Genomic DNA, 21,880 nt, shown 5'->3' on the forward strand with positions numbered 1-21,880 from the left:
GCCTCAGCAAACAGGAGAAGCAATGCCATCTATTACGATCATTGGTGCGGGCCCGGGCGGCCACATCGCCGCGTTTGACGCTGCCCGTCGGGGGGCAGCTGTCACGCTGGTCGAGAAAGGCGAAGTGGGGGGAACCTGTCTGAACACAGGCTGCATTCCCACCAAGACCATCAAGGCTTCGGCAGAAGCGCTTGAGACTGCCGGGCGTCTTGCCGAGTTTGGCATCCGTACAGGTGTGGAATCCGTTGGATATCAGGCAGATATGCCGGCCATTGTTGCGCGCAAGGAGCGGGTACGCAAAATTCTGTGTGGTGGTCTGGAAAAGACTTGTGCCGCCCTTAAAATCCGGCTTGTGCGTGGTGCCGCAGAATTGGGGGCCAACCGCAGCGTGCTGGTGCACACGGAAGAAGGAACTGAACAGATACATAGTGATGCCGTCATCATCGCTACGGGGTCCAAAATCCTCGATCTGCCTTCACTTCCTGTGGACCACAAACATATCATCAACAGCGACGATGCGCTGAATCTGGACCACGTTCCCGCCCGTATGATCATCGTGGGCGGCGGGGTTATCGGTTGCGAGCTGGCCTTCATCTACCGCGCTTTCGGTGCGGAGGTAACCATAATTGAAGGTCTGAATCGTCTGTTGCCCATTCCCTCCGTGGATGAAGAGATGAGCCGCCTGCTGCTGCGGGAGGCCAAGAAGCATGGCATTCGCGTGGAACTGGCACGCACTGTGAAGCAGGCAACGGTTGAGAATGGTGTCGTGCAGTGTGTTCTCAGTCCTTCTCCCTTCGTGGAAGGCGTTACCGGTCCTGATGCTACGGTTGAGACGGATATGGTGCTTGTGGCCGTGGGGCGTTCTCCCAATACTGAAGGACTCAAGCTGGCAGAAGCTGGTGTGGAAACTGACAACCGCGGCTGGATCAAGGCTGACTTGAGAATGCGCACCTCCGTGGAAGGGGTTTACGCCATTGGTGACGCGCTCGGACCTGCGCGTATCATGCTGGCGCATGTGGCTTCCGCAGAAGGTCTTTGTGCCGTTGCAAACTGCTTTGGCGAAGAAAGAGAGCTGGACTACAATGTGATTCCGGCCGGTATCTTCACTTCTCCCGAAATGGGGACTGTGGGGCTTTCTGAAACGGAAGCTGCACAGGCCGGCATCGAGTTTCGCTCTCAGGTTTTCCAGTTCCGGGAACTGGGCAAGGCGCAGGCCATGGGCGAACTGCCGGGGTTATTCAAGCTGATCTGCGAAAAGGAAAGCGGCAAGATCATCGGTGCCCACATTGCAGGGGCGCACGCAACCGACCTTATAGCGGAAGCGGCGCTTGCCATGGAAAAAGGCCTCACTGCAGCCGATCTGGCCCACACCATCCATGCGCACCCCACGTTGGCCGAAGGGCTCTACGAGGCCGCAGAAGGATGGCTGAGAGGCCGTTAATCCATTCCCCCTATTGAGTACAGCAAAGGAACCATCATGAGCGAACTTACCTATCCTGAAGATATTCTCTATCACGCCGAGCACACCTGGGTGCGTATTGCGGATGACAATACCGCCGTTGTGGGTATTACCGATTTTGCCCAGGACCAGTTGGGAGAAGTGGCCTTTGTGGACCTGCCTTCCGTTGGTTCTGCTTTTGCCGCAGGCGATGAATTCGGCACAGTTGAGTCAATCAAGGCTGTCAGCAGTCTCCATATGCCTGTTTCCGGCACGGTTACTGCTGTGAATGAAGCCCTTGGCAGTGATCCGTCGCATGTGAATACCTCCCCTTATGGTGAAGGCTGGATGCTGCGCATTACTGTTGCGGCAGATGCCGACCGTTCCCACTTGATGAATGATCAGGATTATGCCGGGCAGCTCAAGTAGCTGGGCGGTTTCCGAACGATACTCCCAAGACTGAGGTCCCCCGTCCCTCCGGGTGGGACGGCCTTGCGCCAGAGCGGCTTCCTGTGCAGGAAGCCGCTTTCGTTTTGTCAGCTTCTGGGAACGGTCCGCGGTGTCGTGTTTTGCTGGGGGCAAACGTAACTCGCTTGAATAGTGATCTCTCTTTGGCTGTCGCTGCGACAATGGTGTCGCCTTTTGAATCGCCCCAGAGATTTTTTCAGGCATAATTCCATTAATAACAGATAGATGCGTGTTTGGCGCGACATGTGCTCTATGCCGGTTGGCCCGCAGGGACGTGCGCTTGTGCAGAAGTGCAGCGCGGACCGTAGAGGGCCGGAGCAGGTAGGAGTGTGCACTGTGCGCATTCCCTGTGGTGGTCTGCTTCATTGTTCACTACCCCCGCATGGGGCCAAGCCGGTATTCTGCCGGAACGGGCAGCGCCTGACGTCGGAAAGTCACGTAGACCCGTAGGATTAGTTTATGCACTGGAATACATTTAAGACGACGCAGTTTGCAGGCTACCTTTTTATCATTCTCAGTATCATTAACTGGAGCGGCAATTTTGTTGCTTCGCGGGGTATGGCCGACATGGGTAGCCCGGGGGCGCTCAACTTGTTGCGGTGGGGGCTTGCCACAGTGCTTTTTGCTCCTTTCGGCATTCGCGCCCTGTGGCGGGAGCGGGCCGAGGTTTTGCGACTTTTCATGCCGCTTTCAGTGATTGCGCTTTCAGGTATTTCTCTCTTTGATACCTTGATCTTCTTGGCCGGCCATACCTCTGAAGCCTTGAATATGTCCCTGATTTCGACGCTGTCTCCATTGTTGACGGCTCTGACGGCACAATGCTTTCTGCGGCAGCGGTTTCACGGCAGGATGTATGTGGGGATAGCCGTAAGCTTTCTGGGGGTCTGTCTGCTGGTAACCAATGGCAATCTTCTGCGGCTGGGATCAATGGAATTCGCAGCGGGAGATATCATCATTCTGGCTACGGCTTTGATGAGCGCCATTTATAATCACACCATCAAACTGGTTGCCGACAGGATAAGTCAGGCTACGCTGCTGATGGCTAGTTGTTTGCTGGGAACAATCTATTTGGTGCCGGTGGTGTTATGGGAAGGCGGTGGCAGTTTCAACTTGCCCGATATGACTTCCACACTTATCTGGTCACTGTTATATCTGGCGATATTTGCATCCCTTCTCTGTTACCTGCTGTGGAACATGGCTGTGCAGGTGCTGGGGGCAACCAAGACCGCCATGTTTTACTATACCCTGCCGCCCGTCAGTGGATTTGCGGCATGGGTGGTGCTTGGCGAACCGGTGGGTATGGACCAGCTTCTCAGCGGTGCAATTATTCTTGCTGGCATACTCATCGCGCTTTATGCTGAAAAGCCCAAATGGTTGAAGGTAAGGTTGGCAACTCATGAGCAGCTTGCTGAGAACGCTGAGTAATTCTTTGGTGTGGAACATGTTTTTGCTGATGCTTGGAGCCTTTGTCTTCATCGTCGGCTACAATGGCATTGCCGCGCACTATAATTTTGTTCCGGGTGCGCTTTACGGTCTTGCCGTGGTGGCAAACGATGCTGTGTCCGCAGTGTCGCTTGCCAAGTGGTATCTCATGTTTAACGTACCGTTGTTTGCGGCGGCGTGGACTGGGGTGAGTAAGCGTTTTTTCTTCCTCAACCTTTTGACCATGGGTGCCATTGCATTGATGACATCTCATGTGCAGCTTGATCTGGGTATACGGGACGGTATGAACGCGGCAATTGCCGCAGGTGCACTCATGGGAGCAGGTAGCGGAATTATCCTTCGGTCATATGGCGGGGGAGGTGGCCTTGATGTGCTTGCCGTCATCCTGAACCGCAAATACGGCGTTCGCTTTGGGGTGTTCTACTTTGCTGTTAATGGTGCCGTGATGCTGTTTGCCCTCTCCCGCTACTCTTCTGATACGATAGTTTCCTCCCTTGTCATGCTGTTCATCAGTTCCATTGTCACTGAATACGTATTGTCGTTGTTCAACCAGCGTAAGGCGGTGCGCGTAATTACCCGAAAGGGAGACGCCATGGTCCGGCAACTGACGGAAACGAGCAAGTTTCACGCTACGGTTATTCCGGCACGGGGCGGGTACTCTGGTGCGCCCATGGACATGGTGTATTCCATAACGGACAACTTGCGGCTGCGGGCTTTGGAAGAAATAATCTTTGCCGTGGACCCCGAGGCCGTGCTGGTGGTGGAGAATACCTTCAGCGTGCTTGGGGGGAGCATTGCCTCCAGAAAGACCTACTGATCAGGTTGAGCAGCAAGAATCTTGAAAGGAAAAGCGGGAGCCGGACTATTTCCGGCTCCCGCTATTTTTTGGGCTATTCCCGTTTTTACCGTTCGACCTTGATAAGGACTTCCGTGACGAACTGTTCGCTATTTCTCGTGGACCAATAGTCGGCTACGTAGCGTTCATAGGACTCATCCGCGAAGGCATATGAGTAGTGTTCCGCCCACTTGAACATCTTTTTGTAGGTTTCCCCGATGTTTTCATGGGGGCCTATGTGATAGCAGCTGGCCATCATGCATTCTCCGAAACTGGTCAGGGATTCGACCGGAGCCGAGTGCAGGGGTTTTTGCAGAATGCGAACATGCTTGGGGTGTTCATCCAGCCTTTTCTTGAGCGATAGGAAATTGATGACAACCGGACCCGTTACTTCAATGTTCAGGCTGTCAATGTAGTTGGTCCACTCAATGTTTATAATGCTACCCTTGAAGTCGTTATTAAATACCTGTTTCTGCTGAACATATTCTGTGGTTTCAATATATTTTATCGAAACCTCCCTGCTGTTGTTGGCCATTACGATCTCTGCTTCGGTAATAAGATCATGCCAGTCTTTTATGGAAATATACTGCTTTTGAATTTCATTTTTAAGTCTCTTAAGTTCTTTTATTTTACTTATAAATGAATGTTTTAATGTGTTGTATGAAGAGTTGGATTCAATTCCTTCGATAAAGAAACGCATTTCATCGAGAGTGAATCCCATCTGTTTGTAATATTTGATGATGGGAACTGTGAGTATGGCGTCGCGCGTGTAGTATCGGTAGTTGTTATGGTCGTGTCGAATTGGAGTTATGAGGTTGATATCATCATAATAACGTAGCGTTTTTTTTGAGACATTGCAGATGCGGCTGACGTCTCCTATGGAATATTTCGCTTTGCAGGTCATGATGTTCCTCTGCTGTGTCAGTAGATGTAGTATGGATAACTGTGCGTACTGATGACATGTGTATGTGATGGAATATTTGCTTGCCTGTTGAGAGGGGGCTGCGTAGCGTCTCTCCCGCTCATAATGTCGCGTTTGTGTATTTGCATAACGTGTTCCAAAAAGTTTTATCAGGGGGAGCGCCACTTGTGAGCATGGCTGCGCCAGCCGTTGGAAATTGTGGCGACAAGATTGCGCGTGAGGCGTCATGGCTTGCCTCTTCTTTCAACAGGTAAGCAGGCATGCAGTGTTTTGTGCTTCGGGCTGCACACGTTCAAGTGCCGTCATGGGAGATGATGAAAAGAGGCTTGCGATAAGAATGATCGCAAGCCTTGTTGTTTGAGAGAGCTGCCAGCCCGTTGGTTATGCGTTTCCTTTGTTTTGCTGTATGGCTGTGGTTGTCGTGGTGTCGAATATTCACAGAATGCTGGTATGCTGCTGACGTCTCGCATGTGTCCGATAAGTTCTTGGTATATATGGGGAGTGGCTGTGCTCTGTCTTAGAAGATGAACAATTAATGGCTGAGTTTGAAAGCTCCCGGTGAGAGTCCAAACAGAGCGCGGAAGCATCTGAATTATTTTTTGGGGGTAGCGTTGCGTGACAATAGAAAGGCCCTGCTTTTTGTGAAGCAGGGCCTGTGACGTTGACGGTTTCGTAAAGCGTGCCGCCTTACAGGAGGCCGTGGATCCTGCTACAATGGGTAATTATTTCGAGTCACTTGCCAGTTTTTGAAAGTGGGCAAGCTGTTTTCAAATCGGTAGTAGAATTTTACATCGTTCCCCAGCGAATTGCCGTATGACGCTCTGGACTGGCTGGCAAAACCTGTGGACCGGTAGTGACAGCAGGTAACCTGCCCAACATAGCGGACTTTGTATCCCAGGAGGCGCAGATCAAGGTGGAAAGCCACATCGTCCAGTTGGCTGGGGGAGAAGCGGATATCGAATTCCGGCAATTTCTCGAGGCATTCCCTGCGGATCAGGTGGCAACAACCCATGATGGAATCAACATCCTTGCGCACATTGTACAATCCGTTGTCCAGGGTGTGCAGTGGAGTGCTCAGGCTTAGTCGGAATAGGCCGGGGCGTGCTATGGAAACGTCGCGATACAGATACTGCAGCGTGTTGTTGCCGGGGTTGGTTACTTTGCACCCTACGGCCCCAATTTGAGGGTCTTCGTCAATTGCTGTCACCAGCGCCGCCAGCCACTCTTTATCAATGGTCACATCGTCATCAAGGAAGGCAACCAGCTCAGTCTTTTCGTCACTCAGGGCGTGCTGGACAATGTAGTTGCGGGCAGCCGGAGCACCGACATTTACAGGGAGTACGATGGACTCCAGCTGAGTTGTCATGAAAAGTGATTTTGCCTCTTCAACAACTTGCTGGCTGTGGTCTGTGCATCCATTAAGCAGCACAATGCAACGAGCCGAACCAATGTTCGAGGCACGCAGGCTGTCGAGTGTTTGTTTCAGCAGGTCTGCTTTGTTGTACGAGTAAATGGCAATGACAATATTTCGCCCGGCAAAGGCATTTGGAATAACTGCAAAGGGCTTGGCAAGTTCGTCTCGAAGAAGCCGGATCGGCTTTTGCGACGGAGCGATTTGTAACGAGGTTTCCAGCAGGGCGCTGGCTGTATCGGTGTCCTTTAATGAAAGGCTGCTTATGGCTAGGGCATTAAGTAGAAATTCATTGTTGCAGTCAGGTACCGGCAGTGTGGGAAGGTAGGTTAGCGCTTCTTCGGCCCTGCCGGCTCTTGCTGCCAAATAGGCGAGGCGTTGCGACCATAGCGGTTTCAGTTCCGCGTGCGGGGTAAAGGATGGGAGCCAGTCATGCGAGCTGTTGCCCTGCTCCAGATCCATTTCATAGAGGGCGATGCCAAGATAAACGTTTCCTGCGTTGGCAGAAAGTTCCCGCAGAAGTCTGGCGCGTGCCTTGTCAGGATTTCCGGCGCTGACAAGCCGTTCCACAGATTGCATAAAGCTGGCGTTGGGGGTCAAATGCGACAAAATTTTAAGGCGCATTTTCAAAGCGGGAGACGGGGCAATCTGCTGCATAACGTTCCCTACGGAAGCGTTGAACGGGTCAATTTTATGCAGGCATTTTACCAGATGGACAAAGCAGGTAATTGCCTCGGAGTGCTTAGCCAGTTTTTCATCGGCAGCAAACCGGTTGAAGAAATACGCGCCCAAAAATTCGTCTAATTCAAAGCAGGAATAATGGGTTTTGTAGTGCTGACAGACCTCATCCAGTGTCAGTGCATTTAGCTCTGGAGAAAGCCCTGGCGGAATATACTGAAAGTCTGTCGTCATACTTGTTTCCTTGACGTGGGGGTTGGCGGGATTGCGTACTGTCTATTTCGTCTGACCCTATCTATTTTTGGGCTGGTTGGCAAAAGGGCGACTTGGCGTAGCAAATATTGATACAAAGGTGTAACTCCCTGCTCAAACTGAACAGGGTGTCGTTTTGTTTCTTAAGCGATTGAAGATAGGGGGGGCACCACTTTTGAGCATAGCTGCGCCAGTCGTTGGAAATGGTGGCGACAAGAGTGCGCTTGAGGGTTGTGGTTTGCCTATTCTTTCAACAGGTAAGCAGGCATGCAGTGTTTTGTGCTTCGGGCTGCACACGTTCAAGTTCCGTCATGGGAGAAAATGAAAAGAGGCTTACGATAAGAATGATCTCAAGCCTTGTTGTTTGAGAGGACTGCCAGCCCGTTGGTTGTGCGTTCCTTCGCAGTTTCTCATAGGAATACCGAAACAAGTCTTTTTGTAGGGTTGCATGGCATTCAAGAGGTCATCGGTTCGATCCCGTTCAGCTCCGCCACGCAAGCAAAAGCGGTTAGGTTTAACACCTAACCGCTTTTTTCGTGTTGTCGAATGTTCACTGAATGTCAGTGCCTACTGGCGAGTCGTGTTTTTCATGTATGTGCTTGGGATCTGTGGGAGCTGGCGATACACCACCACTGAAGGCTGGACATGTATGGATTCCTCCATTGACAGGGGCGACATCCCGGACGCCCTGCGTCTTTTCAGACCGATGTCGGGAGAGGCCGCCATAGTCATCTTTCCGATTATCGTATTCTTTTTCGCATGCAGTGCCGAGATCATTTACGTTCTCATTTCCTAAAGCTACAGCGAGGGGACGCTGCCTTTCAGGATATACCTGCTCCTCCTCCTCCTCCTCCTCCTTCTTCTTCAGTGGCATTATGGTGTCGCTCGGAAAATAAAGACTCATCATGATCCAGACCATCGTTTGTCTGGCTTGTAACGGTACAATCGGCATTGACCTCGTCAAGGCGCTCGGTTACTCGGGTGTAGCCGCAGCAACGGTTCTTACCGTACTGCCCATCGCCATCCCCTGACACTGCGTGATGGTAAAAAAGATAACTGGCACCAAGTTCAAGGACGTCATCCCCCTCACTCGTCTGATTAAGCACTTCCTAGTGTCGTCTTTGCTAGCGATTCCCCTTCTCTCGGTGGGGTACTTCATGCAGGCGCAGCCCCTTACCCGGCTCATCATCTATTCGGCGATCAGTGCACCGTCCGCCTTGCTCTGTTGGAGCAAGCGGGTATAGGACGCATCAAACGCCATAAACAGAATCAGGCAACTCGCGGGAGCAAGATAAACGCCCCGGCTTTGCAGAGAGATAAACAGTACCGACATGTCATCCTTGAAATACAGACCAGAAATTGACGGGCTGCGCGCCATAGCGGTCATGCTTGTCGTCATCTACCACGCAGGAATCACCTTGGGTGGGGTGGATATCTTTCCCGGCGGCTTTCTCGGGGTGGACGTCTTCTTTGTCATTTCGGGCTACCTGATCACAAAGATCATCAACCGCGAACTCGACGCTGGCAACTTCTCGATAATCCGCTTTTATGAACGCCGCGCACGCCGCATCATTCCGGCGCTGACGGCCGTTCTCTTTGTAACAGGCATCCTGTGCTGGCACTTCCTGCCTCCGGAGCCCTTTGTCGAATACGGAAAGAGCCTGCTCTCCACAGTTTCCTTTGTGGCGAACATTTTCTTCTACCTTCAGGACAGCTACTCTGCCGAAGCAAGCAACCTTAAACCGCTGCTACACATGTGGAGTCTGGGTGTTGAAGAGCAGTTCTACCTCTTTTACCCCCTGCTGTTGATGCTCATTGCCAAAATGAAAAAAGGCAACAGGGGCGTATTCATACTCTTCGCCCTCTCTCTTGCCGCCTGCGAATACCTCAGTCATGTCGACAACGATTTCAATTTCTTCATGCTCCCCACGCGTGCGTGGGAACTACTTGCAGGCGGAATGGCGGCCATATATGAAAACGAACTCAAAAGGATGGTCGCCTCGAGGAGTATACGGCACTGGCTGCTGATAGGAGCGCTGCTGACTATAACGCTTTCTTCCATTTTTCTGTCGGAATCGTCGCGTCTGCCCTCCCTGCAAGCCGTATTTTTGGTTGGTTTCACTGCCTGCCTCATCATTTTTGCAGACTCCGCCACCATTGCCGGCAGGATCATAGCCAACCCCGTTGCCGTATTCATAGGTTTACGGTCGTATTCTCTCTATCTGTGGCACCAGCCTCTCTTTGCGGTTAGCAGAACCGCACTGGGCAGAAACCTGCATAACAGCGAATCGCTCGCCCTGATCGGACTCTGCCTGCTCCTTTCCGACCTGAGTTACAGGTTTGTGGAAACGCCGTTCAGAAGTCCAAAGGGGTATTCGCGGAAAAGCATTTTCGTCATCACAGCTGCAAGCTGTCTCGCATCCGTACTGTTCGGAACGGTCATTATCGCCAACAAAGGGCTGGATATGCGCTTCCCCGCCGTGAAGAATTTTCTGGCGGACTATGACTTCGGCTACGATGCCTACAAAAGAGACGGATACCTTTCCCTTGCCAAACAAAGCGGCATAGATACCTCCAAAGCTCCCGCACTGTTCTCCTTCAACAATGCTGAAGGATACACGCTGGTCACCCTGGGCGATTCCCATATACGCACCCTGAACGCCCCCATCATTACGGGGCGAGACAACTTGCCCTATATATCAGCTTTAGCGCCAATGGATGTCAGCAGCGGCCTCTTTGTACTGGGGTTGGATGTTGCACGGGATATAAACGTTCCGCAGCAGACCCTTGGCATTGAGAAGAAGAACGTGGAGCGCCTTGAGCGCATACGCGGCCTGCACAATCCCATAGTCATCATCGGCAGCCGCCTGCCCCTGTATCTTTCCGCAATGCGTTTCGATAACAAGGAAGGGGGAATCGAGGAGGGAGACGATCACTTCGGCATCACCATAGACACGCCATCAGGCAAACGAAGAGCAACCACGGCGGAAGTGGTTGCTGCCATGCGGCAGACCGTGGATCAGCTTCTGAACATGAACTGCAAGGTCATACTGCTCTATCCCATTCCTGAAGCAGGATGGAATGTTCCGGCTAAGATCATGCTGGAAACCCGCAGTCTTTCGGCGGATGCAACCAGAGCCTACCTTTCCGACAAAACAAGAGTGGCAACGCGCTACAGTGTTTTCAAAGATAGAACCCACGAAGCATACGAGGTTCTGAACGCCGTCGGAGATAACGAAAACCTTCTGAGGGTCTTTCCGGAAGACGTATTCTGCGACGGGCAACTCTGCTACAGCTATGGAGAAACAACGTACTACAGAGACGATGACCATCTCTCCTATCAGGGCGCTCAACGTCTGCTTGATCATATCGCCATGAAGATGCAGGGCCAGTGGCCCCGTCTGCAGAGCTATGCCGCAAAAGAATAACTTCCGTCGAATGGTCCGAAGAACCGAGGTCACCTCTTTGGTGGCTCTTGAATACGGGGTGCTTCAGTGGCGTTTATGCGACTAATGCGATCATAATGATAGCTAGATCGAGGGGGTAACGAATGAAAATGAGAACGTGTTTTGCGTTGGTTCTGATAGTGTTGTTGGCAGCATGCGCAGGCCTTAACCCTAATCCCGGAGAGCGTTCAGTTGATATGGCCTGGGTGACGGGAGAATTTGAAAGGGCTTATGCGGAAACGAAACCCAGAGCCGAAGCCGGAGAGCCTTGGGCGCAGCTGCGTCTTGGGATTTTTTATGAAAATGGATGGGGTGTGCCTATTGACGCCAAGATGGCGGAATATTGGTATAAAAAGGCTGCCGCGCAAAAAGCGACGGGCGACTGGGCGGATGGTAATTTAGCTGCAGCCCATGGGCAGGCGGGGTATTTTAATCAGAATAGCGATGCAGTCATCGCCGAGTATAATTTGGCGAATCTCTACTATCGTGGAGAAGGTGGTGTAAAACAGGATCTTGTGACGGCATATGTTCTTATTAAAAATGTATTGTCGCAGAGCAAGGGGGAGTCTGTATTCTTTTGTTGTGAGTTTGACGGAGGGAGATATTTTATTCAGGAACAGTTTCTTAAATTAGATAATGCAATACATATTCAGTTAACTGAAGAGCAGCTAGTGCAGGCAGAGAAGAAAATTAAGGAAATCGAAAAATAGCCTTTCTTTTTCAGATGCTGGAAGATTCCTTCGGGCTTTATGTGCCATCCATTGTCTTAAGCTGCGATCCTTTTATTTGGGATGAACACTCAGGGCACATAGTCTCCGCTGTTCGGTAAAAAAGCATTCACTCAAAAATCATCGATGATTTCAGCGAATACGCAATCCCCACCTTAAATGGCATTCAAGAGGTCATCGGTTCAATCCCGTTCAGCTCCACAACACAAAAAGCGGTCATGTCGAAAGGCATGACCGCTTTTTTGTGTTGTCGAATGCTCGCTGGTATCAGCGGGAGGAGCTGTATGTCAGAGGGGCTGGCGCTTCTGCGGCATTATTGTGGTGTTTTCGTTGTTCAGTGCATTTCTACTGATCTTCAATAAGCCTGAATCGCGCCTGTAGATATGGAGGGGTGATCGGGCAGAACTCGATGGACTCATCTTTGAAAAGGTGTTCCACATCCATAAAGGCCGCTACCACAACCGGATCAAAGTGTTTCCCGGTTTCAGCTTTAATCAGCTCGATTGTTCTCTCGTGAGTCCAGGGTGTCTTGTAGGGTCTTTTGCTGCGCAGAGCATCGTATACATCGGCAAGGGCGACGATTCGTGCGGAAAGCGGGATATTTTCACCGCTTGTGCCGTGGGGGTAGCCGGTACCGTCCCACTTTTCATGATGATAAAGGGCAATGTCTGCAGCTAGAGCCAGATAAGAGTCTTTGCCAAACTCCTTGATAAAGGTTTCGTTACCGAGGTTCAGAATATTTCCGGCAACGGTAGTATGTTGTTTGACAGTTTCAAACTCCTCTTCTGTCAACTTGGCGGGTTTTGACAGAATTTCCACGGGGATGGATGTTTTTCCAATGTCATGAAGAATGGAGGCCAGAGCGATTTCGTTAACGTAGTTTTCTTTGGTGGCTAAGTATGACGCATATGGCCCTTTTTCTTTAAGTCTGGAAGCGATTATGTGTGTTAAATTTTGGATGCGTTTGAGGTGTAAGCCGGTATCTGGATCATAACTTTCTGCGAGAATTGCAAGAGATTGAATGGAAACTTCCTGTGTAACACGAATTTCATGTGTTTTCTTGTCAACCAATTTTTCAAGATTCATATTGATCAATCTGATTTTTTCTTCAGTTAGATCGTTTTTATAACTAATATTCCAAGCTTTTATGAGAACAGAAAAAACAATTGTAAAAATTAATAATGATATCAAAGCGCCAATCAGCGCTTCTTTTATCAAAAGGTTGTCAAGTTCATCTTTTCTAGCTGTAAGATCGTAATAGAGTTCGAATGCACCAATAAATTTTCCTTCGTTGAGTATGGGGATATAAATTTCTGCTACGTCTCTTGAGACTGTTCTACCTTCAAGTGTTTGCTTATCCTTTGTTACAATTTTGGAAAAATTATTTCCATTCGCAACTATAAGATGAAAGTAGTCGTGGGTATTGATCTCGTTAATGTCTTCAGCGTCTGTTGAATATAGTATCTTTCCTTTTTTGTCGAAGATTTTTACTTTTTCCAATCCAAATTCGACTGCAAGGTTTTTGACCATGTTGTCAACACCATGGCGCAGTTCGATTGTATTTTCAGAAGATATTGTAACAAACTTTGAAGCCCAGTAATTAGCTGTCTTTTCTGCTTCTTCTTCAGAGTAGTTTAAGAGTTTTTCGCTGAAGAATGGCAGAACGACGTAGAAACTACGCAAGGGATAGGCAATTGTTGTAATAATGCCAATGAATAAGAGGAGAATGATCTCCGGATGCCTTTTCAGAGTCTTTAGGATGTCTGTGCGTTTATTCTTCATGTGATTATCTTGAACCTAACAGCTGGCAGGTAGGAACGATTCAGTAAAGAGCATTGTTCATGTGTTATAACGTGCATGAATCGTTAGGTCTATGCGCTCATTATGAGTAGGATTCTCTTAGTACCTATTCCCTGTTGCAATCCTTCATGATTTCAGTTTGTTGCGCTGTTTTGATAACGGTTCCGTCAGGATTGTGTTCAGTAAGCAGCATCAATACGTCGGGATTTGTCAAATCAGGCTTATGCTGAGCTCGGTTGTGGATGCGTCGCCTTCCTGCTGTTTTTGCAGGCGCTTTTCTTCCCATGCGATGACCCTGTTGGTCAGCCCTTTCAGGAATTGCGTGGCAATTTCGGGCTTCTGTATAAGGTCGGTCAGAATCTTCTTTCGCGGCAGCACAAGACAGATCGTCGGGGTGGCCGCCCTTGCCGTAAAGAGCCGCCGGACATCGGCAACAAGGGCCATGGCGCCGAAGAACTGCCCTGCCTCTATGCTGCCGCAAGGCACCTTGCCTTCGGGGTCGGCTGCCGTCTTCCTGTAAAGGTGCAGCGTGCCGGAGATGATGATGTAGGCCTTGTCATCCACCTCTTCTTGTCTGAAGAGAGGGTCGTTCGTCTGGTAGCGGATGCGTTTGCACAGATAGGCATAGGCCCGCTGCGACTCCAGCGGCAAAGCGGAGAAGAGCGGAATGTCGCGCAGCAGCTCGAGATTCTTGTCGAATTCGCATTCTACGCAAACGTTATCCTGATTTGTGGATAAGCTCATACAGCGCTCCTCTCTTGTTCAGCAGCTCTTCATAGCCGCCTTGTTCGATGATCTTGCCAGCCTTCAGAACGGCCACCTTGTCATACCCCTTCAGTGTGTCGAGGCGGTGAATAACGGAAATGACGCTCGCCTTGCCCTTCCACTTCTGCTCCAGCAGGTTCTGAATCCGTGCCTGCGATGCGTTGTCCAGGGCTGATGTGGCTTCATCCAGAATGAGTATGGGCGGTTCCTTGAGAAAGGCCCTTGCAAGTGCCACCTTTTGCCGCTGCCCGCCGGAGAGCCTGTCCCCCATGCTGCCGACATCGAACTGCAGCCCTTTCTCCAGCACTTTTTCCAGCGCGTTTTCCAGAATCAGCAGCTGATTGAGCCTCTGCTGCACGCGTTCCTGCGCCCCTGCGCTGTCGGATTTGATGTGACCGTAAATGATGTTGTCCCCCAGCGACAGGGAACCGAGGTAACTGGCACGGCAATAGAAGGTGAAGGCCTCCGGTGCATGGGCTTCCGCATAGCTGCGGAAGGCTTTGCGTACCTCCGGTATGCGCGAGGGCAGGGTGGAGGGCATGGGCACCAGCGTGTGCTCGCTGGGGGTGAAGCGCAATGCCAGCTTGAGCAGCTGGTTGCTTTCTGCTTCCGTAAGCGCAATGGAGGGGGCTTCACCCCGCTGCTTTTCGCGCAGCACCATCTCGTCGACCAGTGAGGCATAGAGTTCAAATTCTTCCTTGCGGATGATGCTGTTCTCGAAGATTTCATCGTTCTCGCCGGACATCTCAATGAGTTCGACGTTGCGTTCCGCCGCATCCCGTCCGATGTTTACCAGCAGATCGAACAGGCTGTATTCGTAGAGGAAGCGCAGAAAGAGCTTGTTTTCAGGCAGGGATTCGAAGGTGAAATCAGGATCGTCCGGAGCGCCGAAAACTATGTTCTCGGCCAGCGAGCTGTAGCGAAGGAATGTGTTTTCCTCAATGAACTCAATGTCATGATCAAGGTCCTCGCCGTGGATCAGCTGGAACTGCTCACGGGCACTGATGATGCTTTGTACCAGTTCCGGCTCATGCTTTGCGTCAACATGTGAGCGCAGGCCGAAACTGAGCACATCGACGAACAGCCCGACCTGCTGCACAACTTCGATGACCCGGTCAAGGCTCGGGCGTTTGGTTTCATCCCATTCTCCGCTTTGCAGCAGTTTGGCATCGCAGGAATAGAGCAGGTTGTCATACAGCGTGCCGTTGAAAATGAACGGATGCTGCGCCACCACGCCCATGTTGCAGGCGATATCCTGCTTGGAAAGAGTGCCCACCTCGTGACCATCCAGTGCGATATGGCCGCTGGTGTACTGTTGCAACTGGGCAATGACCTTTGCCAGCGTGGACTTGCCGCTGCCCGAAAAGCCAACCAGCGCCATATGCTCGCCCGGTCTCACCTGAACGTTCATGTGGTCCAGAAGCCGAATGTTGCCTGCAACCACAAAGGAGACATCCTGCACGTCTATGTTTCCTGCCAGTTTCAGCGGGGGGCGTTCGTGCACGTGGGGTTCGAACTCAGGCTCAATGTCGAAATAATCCATGACCTGCGCGTAGCGCACCTTGCTGTCCTGATAGAGCTGGTAGAACTCCATGAGCTCCTTCCACGGGTCGTAGACCTTTTCGTATGCGGAAAGGAAGGCAACCAGTGCACCAAGGTCGAAGCGGCCCTTGATGGCCATGATGCCGCCCACGATGAAGAGAATGAACGGCCCGAGAGACTGAAAGAAGTTGTTCACAAACTTGATGCCGAATTTCAGAACGTGCAGGCGCATCCCCTGCGTATACAGACGGGAAATGTTGCCGCCGAACTTGCGTCCTTCCAGCAGGAATGAGCCGTTGCCGTGCACCTCGTGAATACCGGATATGGATTCACCCACTGTGCCGCTGGCTTCGCGCAGGGTATTGGTGCGTTGGCGATTGGTTATGTTGTATTTTTTTTGAAGGAAGGGAATGACCACCATCTCCAGCGGGTAGATGCTGATGGAAAGGGCGGCCAGCAGGGGGTTGAGCCAGAACATGTAGCCCGCGAAGGCGATAAAGGTAAGGATGTTGACCAGCGGGGCCGACAAGGCGCTGCCGGTGAAGATGGCCATGGGCTCCAGCTCGGACATGAGGCTGGAAATGACCTGACCCGGAGATGAGCGCCGGAAAAAGTGCAGGGGAAGCGAAAGGACATGCTGAAAGAGCTGCTCGCGTATGGCCAGCAGGGTTTTTTGTCCGATGTAGCCTTGCAGGATGTTGATAACGTATTTGAGGCTGCCAGCCAGAAATACGGCTCCCATGTAAAGCAGACAGTAGAGAACCAACGCTTCCATGTCCTTGAGACCGATGGCCTGGTTGATTATCCTTTTTTGCATTTCCAAAGGGAAAACACGCGCGGCCACGGTAACAAGAATTATGGCTACCAGCAGGATCTGAAGTCTGGTATTCTTGTACCATACCCAGTAATATAAGGACCGTTTTGTGACCATGGTTTATCCTGTCCTTATGAAGAAGATATGCTGTAGTGTAACAGACAGCACTTGCAGGTAAAGAGGAATTCCGTCTCAGAGAGGTCAGGAATGCAGAGTGACAACAGTTCTCCCCGACAGGAAACCATCCACATGGCAGCCAAGAGGGTTCCCTTGCGATGGAAATTCTTTTTTGGGCTTCTTTCGTGTTGTCTGATCCCCATGCTTACAGTCATGCTGCTCGTAGGCAATTTGACCCGGGACGTGAAGTTCAACCTGTTCACGCAAACCCGGGATACCTTGACCGGCCAGGCCAGTCTTGAACTGGTGTACCTCGCCAGCAATTACGCAACGATGCTCAAGCAGGAAGAACTTTCCTGCAGAATTGCCCTGCAGGCTCTTGCGGATGCCGCCGTCAGACATCTGCAGGGCAGCGGAGCAGCCGGCGCGGCACCCGGAAAATGGGACGTCATTTTTGATACCCAGTATGCATCTGAAAAGCCCTTTCCAGCCGGTCTTGCCTTTAATGAGCAATACCTTCCCGCTGTTAATAAAGATGAAAACAGAGATGCCAACGGCATGATGGCTGATGACGTGCAGGGGCATGCCATGGGCATGGACATGCGGCCGGATATGGGAACCGCCTCGGGGTGGGTTTCGTTTTCCGACCTGGCCTTTCACAAGGCCCCGGGTGCCAACGCGGACGCACTGGCGCGCCAGGCCCGCTTGCTGGCTCCTGTTCTGGATAATATCCTCCAGTTATACTCATTATATGGCGGCAAGCTGTTCAGGGTTTATGCCGGCTTTGAAAGTGGCCTGCACATGACTTTTCCCGGACATGGTGATCTGGCTGCCGCGTATGATCCCAGAAAGCGCAACTGGTATACAAAGGCCGTACAGGCTGGCCGCATGGTATGGTCCCTGCCTCTCCGCGACGCCTCCTCGGGGCGTATAACCATAACCGGCTCTGAACCGTTGTATGCTGAGGATGGCACGCTGCTGGGAGTGATGGGAATCGATTTTCTGTGGGAGCAGCTTTTGGGCAGCGGCACGGTTCTGTCCAGCTGGTCGCATGATACGACCCTGCTCATAGCTGTACCCGTGCCGGCTCGGAACGGAACAGACAGTTATTTGGAGATCATTGCCGAGTCCTCCATGGAAGAGAAGGGCATTATGCAAATGGCGGGGAGGCACAGGCGCATGCGATTCTCCGTCAACGCGGAAGAGGATATGCTGCGTGAGGCCATGCAAAAACAGGGGTCAGGTACCCTTGCCATGCCGTGGGAGGGGGTGAATTCACTCTGGGCATGGGCCATGCTGCCTGACAAGAGCGGCTATATCATAGCCATTGTGCCTTCAGACTCAGTCATGCGGGTGCCTAATTCCATCACGGCTGCCCTTGAGCAGGCCTCCGTTACCCAACGGGGTATAGCCAGTGCCTCTGTCCTCTTGACTGCCCTGTTGGCTTTTTTTGCAGCGTTGTTCGCCAGCAATGTCATAACCAGGCCCATGTACCAAATGATCGCTACGGCGCGACGTCTTGCCGCCGGCGACTTTGAAGCAAGGATGGGGCTTCGTACGGGAGATGAGCGCGATACGGTCATAGAGGCATTCAATGATATCGGTCCGCAACTGGCAGAGCTCGTCTCCACGCGACAGGCATTGGGTATTGCTCGTGAGGTGCAGGAGAATCTGTTGCCGCGGGTGAACCCCTTGTTCCCGGGATGGGAGATCGTGGGGGTGAGCCAGTATTGCGATGAAACCGGCGGTGATTTTTTCGATTTCTTCCCGCTTGTCCGCGACGGAGAGAGCGTTCTGACCATCTCCGTGGGCGATGTCTCCGGCCATGGCATCCCTTCGGCGTTGCTCATGACAACGGCACGCGCCCTGATCCGCGGTCAGGCTGAATGCGGCAGCATCTCCCTTGCTGACAGGATAGAGCGGGTGAACCGTATGCTAGCCAAGGATGTGTATGGCTCCGGACGCTTCATGACTTTTTTCGGAATGGAGCTGGTCAAGCGGGCGGATACGGTCTCCTGGGTCAGGGCGGGGCATGATCCGGCAATTGTCTACCATGCTTCGGAGGATGCGTTTTCTTCTCTGGCAGGCAGTGGCCTGCCTTTGGGAGTGCTTGATGACTCGGAGTACGAGGAGCTGGTATCCCACCCCTTGATAAAGGGTGATATCATTCTTATCGGTACTGATGGGATATGGGAAGCACGTCAGCCATCCAGCGGCGAGATGTTCGGCAAGGAACGCGTGCAGCAACTCATGCGGGATTGTGCGGATGCTTCGGCGCAGGAATTGTGCGATGCGCTGCTCAAAGCCCTGCAGGACTGGCGTCAGGGGCATTCATGGAAGGATGACGTAACGCTTGTGGTTGTCAAGAAGACCCGCTAGCGGCGTGAGGATGTGTGAGCTGATGAGCATGGACACCAGAGTTATTACCACGCGGGAAGAGATTGTCTCCGTTCTGACAGAGGTGGAGTCCGTTCTGCGCAATGCCGGAGCATGCGCTGCCGAGGTCTATTCCATAACGCTGGCGCTGGATGAACTGCTGACCAACATGTTCGACCACGGTTTTGATGTGGGAACGGAACATCGCATAGCCATTTCCTATGTACTGAAGGGGCGGTTCTTCGAGTTTTCCACCGTTGATAACGGGCGCAAGTTCAATTGCACAAAGGCAAGGCCGCCTGAGCTTGATGTTCCGTTCAGCGAACGGAAGAAGAAGGTTGGCGGCATTGGAATTCATTTGGTAAAAGAGATGATGGATGTCTTCACCTATCACAGGGAAGGCGACATGAATCATATTGTCGTGGGTAAGCATCTGAAGGAGGAGGCGATATGCAGCTGAATACCATAGCGCTCGGCAACGTAACCGTGCTTGAGATGCGGGAACGGCTGGACGGGCCTAATACGCAGGTGCTTGAAGAGACCGTGCAGTCCCTGATTGCCAACGGCACCAGCAATCTGGTTTTCGATTTCATGGAGCTTGATTATATCAACAGCTCCGGGCTGCGCATTCTGGTTATGGCCTATCAGCGGCTGCGTTCCTCAGGCGGATCCGTGGCGGTCTGCTGTGCGCGTGATTATATTCAGGAAGTGTTTGAGATCTCCGGATATGACAAACTGTTCGGCATGTATCCCACGCGGGAGGACGCAGTTTCAGCCGTGTAGCCCAGTTCCGCACATCTGCCGTCGCGCAGGTGTCGTGATGTGAAAAACCCGCCGTATGGCGGGTTTTTTTATGGATTCAGCCTAGTAGGCCAGACGTCCCAGCGATTTCAGAATGAGCGTGCAGCCCATGGCGAACATGCCGGTCAGCCCCATGCCGCAGGAGAAACCCGCCAGAAGTACGGGCGCATACTGCCGCCAGCGGGGGCCGTATCTCTTGAGGAAGTAGAACCTGCCCAGCAGCGCACCGACAACTTCCAGAATCATACCGTGCGGCGTGGACTGGCCCAGTCCGCGTACAACGCCGTAGACCAGCAGCACTGGCAGCCCCAGGGTGATGAGCACGCTGTACATGGCTACGCCGAGTGCGAGTCCTGCAAAGACTATGGTGCCGTTCAGCGCCTCGTAGAAGAGGGAGGAACCGTCCAGCGTGGCGGTTTGCATGAGCAGCGAGTTCAGGGCCTGCAGGTGCCACAGCTCCTGCGCATAGGGGAAGTTGGAAGACGGCAGCGGTGCGAGCTGCCACAGGAACTGAGAGAAGAAGAGCGAGGCGATCATGACCACGGGGAAGACCACGAATTCGGCCTTGATGATGCCCCTCAGACTGGTGCCCGTCAGTTCGATCTGCCGGAAATGCACGGTGGCCTCCCCGTAGTTGTGAACCGGAATGGGGGCGTACCAGATTTCGATGCCATGGTAGCCGAAGTACTTTGCGCCTGCGATGAAGCCGGCTTCCCGCACCAGCGGCAGCGAGACGAACTGCCCTGCAATGCCTTCCATGCGGGCCGTGATGTAGGAAATGAAGGGCGTGTACACAAAGCCGTAGAGCAGGAAGAATATCCACGGAAAAGACGGCACAAGCCATATGCACAGCCCCACATAGGCCAGCGTGGAGAAAATGTAGATGGCGATGGACAGCCAGAAGTTTATGTCCCCGCGACCGGGGGGCGGATTGAACAGGGCCGAGAAGTCCACGCCCCCGTTGGATTTGACGAAGGAGCGCGCAACGTTCCAGATGCCTATCATGCCGATGGCAAGGCCGAGCCCGATACCGAAGGACATGTAGAAGTCGAAGTTGTTGGCAAACACCGTTTCCACGGTTTCCATGCCCTGATGCCAGCGGTGCAGAACGCCGTGTTCGTACAGAACTGGGTTCAGGATAATGGTGATAATGAGGCCGATAAGCCCGCCCATGACAGCCCAGAAGGGCAGCACCATGCCGATGAAAACCAGCCCGAGGTCAAGCATGATGCCCGTGGCCACGGCAGGAAGAATGACCTCTGTATGTCTGGTCAGTTCCACCCACGGAATGGGAATAAGCCGTATGGGCTGTTCGAAAATCAACCCGGAAACAGCGGGCAGCAGAACATAGATGGCACCGAATGTAAGGCCGATCATGCCGCCGATGGAGAACACGCGCCATTTCCAGCCGGTTTTGCGGTCTTCCGTTGATTCGGCGAGGGCCATGGTGCCCAGCGCGCCTACCGAGGCCATGGGAAAGGGCAGCTTCTCCACGTCGGATGTGATGCGGTACAGGGCATAGCCCAGTCCGAAGTGGTCAATGCGCTGGATGATCTGCGAGCCCACGAGTAGCAGAATGGGGATAAGCCAGTCGCGGTGCAGGAATGTGCGTTCCAGCAGGGATTCCGATCCCGGCTGGGGCGCGACCCATGTGGGGATGAATTCCGTCAGCCCCAGCACCTTGGCCGCATCCGATTGCACAAGGTACTGGTTCCATAGCAGCCCTGAAAAAGGCGATGCGAGCGCGGCACCCGCCATGTAGTAGAGCAGGAAGATTTCCTGCTGCTTGAGCTCGGTGTAGGAACGTTTGGCGACCTCGGCAAAGAGGATGATCGTCACCCAGCGTGCGGCGGGACCGATGCCCTGTCCGATGACCAGTTGCAGATACATGCTGCCGGGCATCATCAGAAAGCCGATGAAAATGGCACCGACAATGGCCTTCCAGTCGAACCCTTCCTCGAAGGTCGTGGGAGGCTTCATCAGGTCCCGATATTCCTGCAGTTCCTTATCCATATACATAACAGGCTCCAGCTCTTGCGTATGG

The 21,880-nt window shown here is 52.5% G+C and carries 17 protein-coding genes; 11 read left to right on the plus strand and 6 right to left on the minus strand.

What is annotated here, in order from left to right; translation table 11 throughout:
- The first annotated feature begins 22 nt into the window (after positions 1-22).
- The 4 genes from lpdA (at position 23) to N1030_RS13530 (ending at position 4,166) form a co-directional block, all read left to right on the plus strand.
- Positions 23-1,441, plus strand: coding sequence for a dihydrolipoyl dehydrogenase (gene lpdA / locus N1030_RS13515; RefSeq protein ID WP_265826001.1), 1,419 nt, complete (start codon positions 23-25; stop codon positions 1,439-1,441).
- Positions 1,442-1,477: 36 nt separating this feature from the next.
- Positions 1,478-1,867, plus strand: coding sequence for a glycine cleavage system protein GcvH (gene gcvH, locus N1030_RS13520; RefSeq protein WP_265826002.1), 390 nt, complete (start codon positions 1,478-1,480; stop codon positions 1,865-1,867).
- Positions 1,868-2,365: 498 nt separating this feature from the next.
- Positions 2,366-3,331: a DMT family transporter gene (locus N1030_RS13525; RefSeq protein ID WP_265826003.1), complete on the plus strand. Its 966-nt coding sequence runs from the start codon at positions 2,366-2,368 to the stop codon at positions 3,329-3,331.
- Between the two features lie 16 nt (positions 3,332-3,347).
- Entirely contained in the window at positions 3,348-4,166 is an 819-nt protein-coding gene (locus tag N1030_RS13530) for a YitT family protein (RefSeq protein WP_265826004.1), read from the plus strand.
- Positions 4,167-4,251: 85 nt separating this feature from the next.
- On the opposite strand, the gene N1030_RS13535 is transcribed toward N1030_RS13530, so the two are convergent.
- Positions 4,252-5,334 carry a MerR family transcriptional regulator gene (locus tag N1030_RS13535; protein WP_265826005.1) on the minus strand — a complete coding sequence of 361 codons (1,083 nt, stop codon included), beginning with the start codon at positions 5,332-5,334 and terminating at the stop codon, positions 4,252-4,254.
- 481 nt (positions 5,335-5,815) lie between these two features.
- On the minus strand, positions 5,816-7,429 hold the full coding sequence (locus N1030_RS13540; protein WP_265826006.1) for a glycosyltransferase: 1,614 nt from the start codon (positions 7,427-7,429) through the stop codon (positions 5,816-5,818).
- A gap of 667 nt (positions 7,430-8,096) precedes the next feature.
- On the opposite strand from N1030_RS13540, the gene N1030_RS13545 reads away from it, so the two are divergent.
- The 4 genes from N1030_RS13545 to N1030_RS13560 all read left to right on the plus strand — a co-directional run bounded on the left by N1030_RS13545 (position 8,097) and on the right by N1030_RS13560 (position 11,603).
- Complete coding sequence (locus N1030_RS13545; RefSeq protein ID WP_265826007.1) at positions 8,097-8,243, plus strand: hypothetical protein; 147 nt, start codon at positions 8,097-8,099, stop codon at positions 8,241-8,243.
- Positions 8,244-8,352: 109 nt separating this feature from the next.
- Positions 8,353-8,478 carry a hypothetical protein gene (locus N1030_RS13550; protein ID WP_265826008.1) on the plus strand — a complete coding sequence of 42 codons (126 nt, stop codon included), beginning with the start codon at positions 8,353-8,355 and terminating at the stop codon, positions 8,476-8,478.
- 300 nt (positions 8,479-8,778) lie between these two features.
- On the plus strand, positions 8,779-10,875 hold the full coding sequence (locus N1030_RS13555; protein WP_265826009.1) for an acyltransferase family protein: 2,097 nt from the start codon (positions 8,779-8,781) through the stop codon (positions 10,873-10,875).
- A 122-nt stretch (positions 10,876-10,997) separates the two neighbouring features.
- Positions 10,998-11,603 (plus strand): tetratricopeptide repeat protein, encoded by a 606-nt coding sequence (locus N1030_RS13560; protein ID WP_265826010.1) that lies wholly within the window; start codon positions 10,998-11,000, stop codon positions 11,601-11,603.
- A 363-nt stretch (positions 11,604-11,966) separates the two neighbouring features.
- Here N1030_RS13560 and N1030_RS13565 read toward each other — a convergent pair whose 3' ends face one another.
- The 3 genes from N1030_RS13565 to N1030_RS13575 all read right to left on the minus strand — a co-directional run bounded on the left by N1030_RS13565 (position 11,967) and on the right by N1030_RS13575 (position 16,659).
- Positions 11,967-13,403: an HD-GYP domain-containing protein gene (locus tag N1030_RS13565; RefSeq protein ID WP_265826011.1), complete on the minus strand. Its 1,437-nt coding sequence runs from the start codon at positions 13,401-13,403 to the stop codon at positions 11,967-11,969.
- A gap of 228 nt (positions 13,404-13,631) precedes the next feature.
- Positions 13,632-14,165 (minus strand): cyclic nucleotide-binding domain-containing protein, encoded by a 534-nt coding sequence (locus tag N1030_RS13570; protein ID WP_265826012.1) that lies wholly within the window; start codon positions 14,163-14,165, stop codon positions 13,632-13,634.
- A complete protein-coding gene (locus tag N1030_RS13575; RefSeq protein ID WP_265826013.1) occupies positions 14,140-16,659 on the minus strand; it encodes an ABC transporter ATP-binding protein/permease in 2,520 nt (839 codons plus the stop codon). The genes N1030_RS13570 and N1030_RS13575 overlap by 26 nt, the downstream gene beginning before the upstream one ends.
- Positions 16,660-16,791: 132 nt before the next feature.
- Here N1030_RS13575 and N1030_RS13580 point away from each other — a divergent pair, with 132 nt between their 5' ends.
- The 3 genes from N1030_RS13580 to N1030_RS13590 are packed head-to-tail and all read left to right on the plus strand — an operon-like array spanning position 16,792 to position 19,818.
- Positions 16,792-19,038 (plus strand): SpoIIE family protein phosphatase, encoded by a 2,247-nt coding sequence (locus N1030_RS13580; protein WP_265826014.1) that lies wholly within the window; start codon positions 16,792-16,794, stop codon positions 19,036-19,038.
- A 28-nt stretch (positions 19,039-19,066) separates the two neighbouring features.
- Positions 19,067-19,495 carry an ATP-binding protein gene (locus N1030_RS13585; RefSeq protein ID WP_265826015.1) on the plus strand — a complete coding sequence of 143 codons (429 nt, stop codon included), beginning with the start codon at positions 19,067-19,069 and terminating at the stop codon, positions 19,493-19,495.
- Complete coding sequence (locus tag N1030_RS13590; protein ID WP_265826016.1) at positions 19,486-19,818, plus strand: STAS domain-containing protein; 333 nt, start codon at positions 19,486-19,488, stop codon at positions 19,816-19,818. Before N1030_RS13585 ends, N1030_RS13590 begins: the two co-directional genes overlap by 10 nt.
- An 81-nt stretch (positions 19,819-19,899) precedes the next feature.
- Here N1030_RS13590 and N1030_RS13595 read toward each other — a convergent pair whose 3' ends face one another.
- A complete protein-coding gene (locus N1030_RS13595) occupies positions 19,900-21,855 on the minus strand; it encodes a peptide transporter (protein ID WP_265826017.1) in 1,956 nt (651 codons plus the stop codon).
- Positions 21,856-21,880 lie beyond the last annotated feature (25 nt).

This window comes from Desulfovibrio mangrovi, from assembly GCF_026230175.1.
GTDB classification, from domain to species: Bacteria; Desulfobacterota; Desulfovibrionia; order Desulfovibrionales; family Desulfovibrionaceae; genus Halodesulfovibrio; species Halodesulfovibrio mangrovi.

What these genes read in the sequence shown, in the direction of transcription:
- N1030_RS13590 (WP_265826016.1), top strand. Translation starts at nt 19,486, where the DNA reads ATGCAGCTGAATACCATAGCGCTCGGCAACGTAACCGTGCTTGAGATG.
- N1030_RS13595 (WP_265826017.1), bottom strand. Translation starts at nt 21,855, where the DNA reads ATGTATATGGATAAGGAACTGCAGGAATATCGGGACCTGATGAAGCCT.
- N1030_RS13535 (WP_265826005.1), bottom strand. Translation starts at nt 5,334, where the DNA reads ATGACGCCTCACGCGCAATCTTGTCGCCACAATTTCCAACGGCTGGCG.
- N1030_RS13580 (WP_265826014.1), top strand. Translation starts at nt 16,792, where the DNA reads ATGGCAGCCAAGAGGGTTCCCTTGCGATGGAAATTCTTTTTTGGGCTT.
- N1030_RS13550 (WP_265826008.1), top strand. Translation starts at nt 8,353, where the DNA reads ATGATCCAGACCATCGTTTGTCTGGCTTGTAACGGTACAATCGGCATT.
- N1030_RS13575 (WP_265826013.1), bottom strand. Translation starts at nt 16,659, where the DNA reads ATGGTCACAAAACGGTCCTTATATTACTGGGTATGGTACAAGAATACC.
- N1030_RS13555 (WP_265826009.1), top strand. Translation starts at nt 8,779, where the DNA reads ATGTCATCCTTGAAATACAGACCAGAAATTGACGGGCTGCGCGCCATA.
- N1030_RS13565 (WP_265826011.1), bottom strand. Translation starts at nt 13,403, where the DNA reads ATGAAGAATAAACGCACAGACATCCTAAAGACTCTGAAAAGGCATCCG.
- N1030_RS13525 (WP_265826003.1), top strand. Translation starts at nt 2,366, where the DNA reads ATGCACTGGAATACATTTAAGACGACGCAGTTTGCAGGCTACCTTTTT.
- N1030_RS13585 (WP_265826015.1), top strand. Translation starts at nt 19,067, where the DNA reads ATGGACACCAGAGTTATTACCACGCGGGAAGAGATTGTCTCCGTTCTG.
- N1030_RS13540 (WP_265826006.1), bottom strand. Translation starts at nt 7,429, where the DNA reads ATGACGACAGACTTTCAGTATATTCCGCCAGGGCTTTCTCCAGAGCTA.
- N1030_RS13530 (WP_265826004.1), top strand. Translation starts at nt 3,348, where the DNA reads ATGTTTTTGCTGATGCTTGGAGCCTTTGTCTTCATCGTCGGCTACAAT.
- N1030_RS13545 (WP_265826007.1), top strand. Translation starts at nt 8,097, where the DNA reads ATGGATTCCTCCATTGACAGGGGCGACATCCCGGACGCCCTGCGTCTT.
- N1030_RS13560 (WP_265826010.1), top strand. Translation starts at nt 10,998, where the DNA reads ATGAAAATGAGAACGTGTTTTGCGTTGGTTCTGATAGTGTTGTTGGCA.
- N1030_RS13570 (WP_265826012.1), bottom strand. Translation starts at nt 14,165, where the DNA reads ATGAGCTTATCCACAAATCAGGATAACGTTTGCGTAGAATGCGAATTC.
- gcvH (WP_265826002.1), top strand. Translation starts at nt 1,478, where the DNA reads ATGAGCGAACTTACCTATCCTGAAGATATTCTCTATCACGCCGAGCAC.
- lpdA (WP_265826001.1), top strand. Translation starts at nt 23, where the DNA reads ATGCCATCTATTACGATCATTGGTGCGGGCCCGGGCGGCCACATCGCC.